At 40.1% G+C, this 7227-nt stretch carries 4 protein-coding genes; all 4 read left to right on the top strand.

All coding sequences use genetic code 11. The features are described from left to right. Window positions 1-436: 436 nt before the first annotated feature. The 4 genes from J7I96_RS11955 to cobA all read left to right on the top strand — a co-directional run bounded on the left by J7I96_RS11955 (window position 437) and on the right by cobA (window position 7127). Window positions 437-1642: a nitrate/nitrite transporter gene (locus tag J7I96_RS11955; protein ID WP_214768291.1), complete on the top strand. Its 1206-nt coding sequence runs from the start codon at window positions 437-439 to the stop codon at window positions 1640-1642. A gap of 54 nt (window positions 1643-1696) precedes the next feature. After that, on the top strand, window positions 1697-4018 hold the full coding sequence (gene nirB, locus J7I96_RS11950; protein ID WP_214768290.1) for a nitrite reductase large subunit NirB: 2322 nt from the start codon (window positions 1697-1699) through the stop codon (window positions 4016-4018). 88 nt (window positions 4019-4106) lie between these two features. After that, window positions 4107-6257: an assimilatory nitrate reductase catalytic subunit NasC gene (gene nasC / locus J7I96_RS11945; protein WP_214768289.1), complete on the top strand. Its 2151-nt coding sequence runs from the start codon at window positions 4107-4109 to the stop codon at window positions 6255-6257. A gap of 102 nt (window positions 6258-6359) precedes the next feature. Continuing rightward, complete coding sequence (cobA, locus tag J7I96_RS11940) at window positions 6360-7127, top strand: uroporphyrinogen-III C-methyltransferase (protein ID WP_214768288.1); 768 nt, start codon at window positions 6360-6362, stop codon at window positions 7125-7127. The last annotated feature ends 100 nt before the right edge of the window (window positions 7128-7227 follow it).

Here is a 7227-nt window from a genome sequence, read left to right as displayed (position 1 = left end):
AAAAGACTGTAGGCAAAAGGAATTCTATCTTAATGTTAAACAACGTTGTTTGGGAGCGGGTGCCTGGAATGGAATTAACGGACAAATATAAAAATGTAAACAAACTTCATTAGCGGTTTATCTACAAACTGGAAGAGAAGCTTAAGCATTAGGCTTCTCTATTTTTGTATGGAGAATATTTCAATTCCGGCCATAACTGAAAAGTTAAAACAAGCTTGTAATTTTACATACCTAAGTAAACTACAATAACATGCGATTTATATAGGAAAAAGGAAATGAATTTATTAAATTTTGACCAATACCTACTTTAAAGTATTCACATTTAAAAACTTACAAAAAAAGCGTGTGATGTTTTCTTACATAAACAAAGAAATCTTACTTTTATAAGAGTAAAATAAACGAATATTCAATTAATAAAGTATTGGAGAGATGAAAAATGAAAATATCTGAATTGAAAAAAAGCGGTCATGCTCCGTCATTATTAGCTTCATTCCTTTATTTTGATATCAGTTTTATGATTTGGGTATTATTAGGGGCGCTCGGTGTCTATATTACAAAGGATTTCGGACTTTCCCCAGCTGAAAAAGGCTTGATTGTGGCCATTCCGATTTTGGGAGGATCATTTTTTCGAATCGTCCTTGGTTTTTTGACTGACCGCATCGGCCCGCGGAAAACCGCAATCGGCGGGATGCTTGTTACGATGATTCCACTTTTTTGGGGATGGTTATTCGGTGAAAGTTTAGCAGAGCTTTATTTAATAGGAATTTTGCTGGGAGTGGCAGGAGCAAGTTTTGCAGCAGCACTTCCTATGGCTAGTCGTTGGTATCCCCCGCATTTGCAGGGTCTTGCGATGGGGATTGCAGGTGCCGGTAACAGCGGAACTCTTTTTGCGACATTGTTCGGACCTCGTATTGCAGATTCTCTTGGCTGGCATAATGTTATGGGATTAGCTTTGATTCCTTTAACCATCGTGTTTATCATTTATATTTTAATAGCAAAAGACGCGCCATCTCAACCGCCAGCAAAACCACTAAAGGAATATTTCAACGTATTTAAAATAACGGACACTTGGTATTTCTGTATTCTTTACAGTGTGACTTTTGGGGGCTTTGTCGGGTTTACTAGCTTTTTAAGCATCTTTTTTGTTGATGAGTATGGGTTAACACGAATAAGGGCGGGGGAATTTGTTACATTATGTGTCATAGCCGGGAGTTTCTTTCGTCCCGTCGGAGGATTTATTGCCGATAAAATAGGTGGAGTTAAACTGCTTATGTTTTTATTTATTGGACTCACTATATGTATGTTTGGGATTAGTTTTCTTTACTCTCTTACTGCCGTTACGATCCTCCTGTTCATCGGAATGCTATTTCTCGGTATGGGCAACGGAGCTGTCTTTCAGTTAGTTCCACAGCGATTTTCTAAAGAAATAGGTTTTATCACAGGGATTGTAGGAGCTGCCGGAGGTGTTGGCGGATTCTTGGTTCCAAACATACTAGGTACGTTGAAACAGATTACTGGCACATATGCTACAGGATTTTTAGTATTTTCCGCAGTTGGAATCGTGGCTTTGCTTATCCTGGGCCTAGCTCAGCTTTCATGGAGAAAAACGTGGGTAGTCGGAAAAAATTCAGTTAAGATCTAGAACTTTGTTTACTTAGTTTGGCTTTTTACAGTACTTGTTTTTTGGGGGGATAAAATGTATAAACAAAAACTGGTCTTAGTAGGGAACGGAATGGCGGGATTACATTGTGTTGAATCCATCATAAGTAAGGATCCGACTGCATTTGAGATTACTATTTTCGGAAGTGAACCTCACGTTAACTATAACCGAATTTTATTGTCGTCTGTACTTCAAGGCAACACCTCATTTAAAGATATTACGATAAATGATCGAAACTGGTATACGGAGAATAATATCCAATTGTTCACAGGTGAAACGGTAGTAAAAATCGATAAAGAGACCAGGAAGATAAAAACAGACAAAGAACGGGAAGTTTACTACGATAAACTGATAATCGCCACAGGTTCTGTCCCGTTCATTCTTCCTGTCACAGGTGCAGATAAAGAAGGCGTCATTGCATTTCGGACGATTGAAGATTGCCAAAAGATGATTGAAACTTCACGCAAACATAAAAAAGCAGTCGTCATCGGAGGCGGTTTGTTAGGTTTGGAAGCGGCGAGAGGGTTGTTAAACCTTGGTATGGAAGTGCATGTCGTTCATATCGCTGACTATTTAATGGAAAGGCAGCTCGATTCAACGGCATCACTTTTACTGCAAAAGGAATTGGAAAACCAGGGAATGAACTTTCTTTTAAAAAAGGAAACACAGGAGTTAATCGGTAACGAGCGTGTAGAGCGCGTCCGTTTTAAAGATGGAACGGAGCTGGATGCAGATTTGGTCGTTATGGCTGCGGGAGTGAGACCGAATATTCAGTTGGCCAAAGAAAGCGGAATTGATACAAATCGTGCGATTATTGTAAACGATTATTTAGAAACGAGCATCCCAGATATTTATGCGGTTGGTGAATGTGCCGAACATCAAGGGATTGTTTATGGACTGGTTAAGCCTTTATATGAACAAGGTGAAGTGCTGGCAAAGCATATTTGCAAGATGAAATGCAGCGGATACCAAGGCTCGGTCCTTTCGACCCAGTTGAAAATATCAGGAGTTGAGTTATTTTCTGTTGGAGATTTCCTTGGTGATGAAACAATGAAATCCATCACAACTTTTGATGAACTGGAGAGTGTTTATAAAAAGGTGGTTTTTCAAGGAAGAAAAATCATAGGTGCTGTTCTGTATGGAGATACAACCAACAGCTCACGATTACTCGATATGATTTTAAAGCGGCAAGAAGTATCGTCAGAGGAAAAGAGTGCACTATTCCAATCACCAAGTACGGCTGCGGGATTAATCGCTTCGATGGCAAATCATGAAATCATTTGCCATTGTAATGCTGTTTCAAAGGGAGGAATCATTGAAGCGGTTCAAAATAAGGGATTGACGACAGTGGAACAAGTTAAACAATGCACAAAGGCTTCCGGTTCTTGCGGCGGATGTAAGCCGGCAGTGACCGAGCTTTTGACCTATATTCAAAGTAATCTTTCCACTCAGGATAAGAAACAAACTGCATTTTGCTCATGTACCACATTAACGGAGGATGAAGTCGTGTATAAAATGCAGCTCCAAGACGTATCGACTGTCCAAGAAGCGATGGATGTTCTTGGATGGGAAGATACAAAGGGTTGTTCAACTTGCAGGCCTGCATTGAGCTATTATTTAGGGATGATTCATCCAGAGTACGAGATCAGACAGCAAACTCTTTTCATAAACGAAAAAAAGAATGCAACAGTTCAAAGTGATAACCGATACTCTGTTATCCCGCAAATGTACGGAGGGATTACGAATGCAATAGACTTGCGAAAAATTGCTAATGTTGCAGATAAATATGATATATCTCAGGTTGCGGTTACAAGTGAACAAAGGATTCATTTAATGGGGGTGAAAAAAGAAGATCTCCCAGGTGTGTGGGCTGATTTAGACATGCCGTTAAGTTCGAAATATGGTAACACCGTTCAAAACGTCAAAACATGTATCGGCGAGAATGTTTGCTCTTGTGAAAAACAGCAATCCCTTTCACTTGCTGTCGATTTGGAAAAAAGATTGGAGCATGTATCAACACCATACCGGATAAAGATGGGCATATCCGCTTGTATGCATAACGGTGCAGGATCAACAACGAAAGATATAGGTGTAATGGGCGTTGACAGAGGCTGGGAGATATATGTGGGCGGAAGCAGTGGGCGTAATGTTCGTGCCGGTGAACTGTTATGTGTGGCAGGGACAAATGATGAAGCAATTGAAATCATCATCGGCTTTATTCAATATTATCGTGAAACAGCCAATTACTTAGAACGGACTTGGCAATGGATTGAACGAGTGGGTTTAATTCATGTTAGAGAAGTTTTGTTTGATAATGAACTTAGTCAGCAACTATCTCAACGATTGGAAATGGCGTAGATCAGAGAATGAACTAAGTGAAAATACCTTTAGATATACGGATAAATGTTTGTACCAGAAGAAATTAATGAGTAAAGGGTGAGGAGCCTTGACCGAATTATTATTAAAGTATTTCCGCACGAAGCAACAAGAGGTCCAATCAGAAAAACGATATGATACACAATGTCCATTTTGCAGCATGCAATGTAAGATGCAGATGCTGGAACAAACAATAGTGACAAGAAAAAAGTATATGACGATTGGAAAAGATAATCCAACCTCAGAGGGGCGCTTATGCATTAAAGGAATGAATGCACACCAACATGCTTTGCATAAAGATCGAATTAAATATCCATTATTGAAAAAAAATGGGGAATTTATTCGAATATCATGGGAGGAAGCATTAAGCCACATAAAGGAAAATTTCACTAAAATACAAGCAGAAGATGGTGTAAATGCATTATCTGTTTATGGGAGTGCATCCATTTTAAATGAAGAAGCCTATTTACTTGGGAAATTTGCAAGAGTGGCTTTAAAAACAAAGTATATAGATTATAATGGCCGTTTGTGCATGTCTGCAGCTGCTTCGGCAGCAAGCCAAACATTTGGTATGGACAGGGGCCTGACCAACAGCTTATCAGAGGTTCCGTTCACAAAGTGCATAATCTTGGCTGGTACTAATATTGCAGAATGCCAGCCGACAATCATGCCGTACTTTGAGCAAGCAAAACAAAATGGGGCATATATCATTGCTGTAGATCCCCGGGAAACAGCAACAACGAAAATGGCCGACTTACATCTAAAAGTAAAACCAGGTATGGATGCCGCCTTGGCAAACGGATTATTAAAAGTGATCATTGAAGAGGATCTTATTGATGAAGCGTTTATCCGGGAACGTGCAAATGGCTATAAAGAAGTTGAAGAGTATGTTACATCTTTAAAGTTGGAGGAAATTGCAGAAATGACAGGGGTTCCAAGTGACCAAATCCAAAAAGCGGCTGCCATGTTCGGGAAAGAAGAATCAGGAATGATTTTTACAGCAAGGGGAGTTGAGCAGCAAACAGATGGTTCGGCCGCCGTTCGAAATTTTCTTAATATTCTTATTATTACAGGAAAAATTGGAAAAGTGAATTCTGGTTATGGAGCTATCACTGGACAGGGAAATGGGCAGGGAGCAAGAGAACATGGCCAAAAGGCAGACCAGCTGCCAGGGTATCGCATGATTGAAAATGAGGAACATAGATTACATATTGCAAGAATATGGGGAATTGATGAGACTGAATTGCCACGTAAAGGTGTCTCGGCATACGAGATGATAGAGAAGATAAATGAAGGGGAAATTACCGGCATGTTTTTAATGTGTTCCAATCCCATTGTTTCCAATCCAAATGCTAACTTTGTCAAAAAGGCTTTGAAAAAATTAAAGTTTCTTGTCGCAGTAGACATGTTCGTTTCTGAAACTGCTAGATTGGCTGATTTGATTTTACCTACATCGTCTTATTTAGAGGATGAGGGAACAATGACGAATTTAGAAGGGCGGGTAACGTTGCGGGAAGCAAGTTTTTCATCAACTGGGGAAGTGAAGCATGATTGGCAAATCATTTGTGATATAGCTAAAGCTCTTGGGAAAGGGGAGCATTTTCCCTTTCAATCTGCGAGAGAGATTTTCGATGAATTGAGAGTCGCAAGCCGCGGGGGGACCGCTGATTATTATGGTATAACGTATGATCGCTTAAGAAAAGAAGGAGGCATATTGTGGCCATGCCCATCCATTGACCATAAAGGGACAAAAAGGTTATTCGAATCGTCTTTTGCCCACCCGGACGGAAAGGCGGCCATGGTAGTGGTTAATAACGTGCCTCTTGTTCCAAAAGAACAGCCATGTCCGGAATTTCCGCTTTATTTAACAACAGGAAGAATCATGTCACATTATTTAACAGGAGTACAAACGAGAAAAAGTTCATCATTAGCCGCAAGAAATTTTGAATCATATATGGAAATCCATCCGGAAACAGCCAAGAAATATCATATTTCAGACAATACTTTGGTGAAAATTGAATCAAGGCGCGGAAGTATTGTTGTAAGGAGCAAATGGTCCGCAACCATTCGCCATGATACTATATTCGTCCCTTTTCATTGGGCAGACTCCCAAAATGTCAATCGTCTTGTTTCACAGGATTTAGACCCGACATGCAAAATGCCCGGCTTTAAAGTCAGTGCTGTAAAAGTACATCCTATCTTAGAGTTAACGTCTCATTAAGGGGAGGTTCTCTTCCCCTTCACCATATTTTTTTGGTTCATTCATAATCGAAAAGTTGAGCCTAATCACATTTCATGACTAAACAACAAAAGGGGATAAAGGATGGAAAAAGGTAAGGTCTATATAGTTGGTGCCGGACCTGGTGATCCGGACTTAATTACTGTCAAGGCAATCAAATGCATCGCGGAAGCGGATGTCATCTTGTATGATCGATTGGTAAATCGTGAATTGCTTTCATACGGTAAACCAGAAGCTGAATACATTTATTGCGGTAAAGCGCCTGGTATACATTGTGTCCCTCAGGAGGGCATTCATCAATTATTAATAAGTAAAACAATGGAGAGAAAAACGATTGTTCGTCTAAAAGGGGGAGATCCATTCATTTTTGGTCGTGGCGGTGAGGAAGCAGAAGTGCTAGCAAAGCACGGAATTCAATTTGAAATAGTCCCTGGAATCGCATCTGGAATCGCTGCGCCAGCTTATGCTGGAATTCCCCTGACTCACAGGGAATGGGGGAGTTCCTTCGCAATCGTCACAGGACACTGCGTGACCGGCAAACCTGATAACATCAACTGGCATCATTTGACACATGGTGTTGATACCATTGTTATTTATATGGGTATGAAAAACCTTCCATATATCTGTAAACAATTACGCTCCTGTGGAATGAAGCCCGAAACTGCCATTGCAGTCATCGAACAAGGAACGACAGGTTTACAACGAACTATTACAGGAACAATCGATTCAATAGTGGCCGTTACAAGAGAGCAGGTTGCCAATCCCGCCATGATCGTAATAGGAGAAGTGGTGAATTTATCCGAGAAATTATCATGGTTTTCCGAGAAAACAAAAGTTAAGGAGTTCGCATAGAAAAGGAATGATTACCTAGAAAACATTTACTGTAATGAACATGAAAACTGGACATGAAAGTCATTATGTCTTCATTTTATTTGCTTGTACAAATTTGGAC

The organism is Bacillus sp. ISL-78, assembly GCF_018613455.1.
Lineage (GTDB): Bacteria > Bacillota > Bacilli > Bacillales > DSM-1321 > Peribacillus > Peribacillus frigoritolerans.
This window is presented reverse-complemented; position numbering and strand designations above follow the sequence as displayed.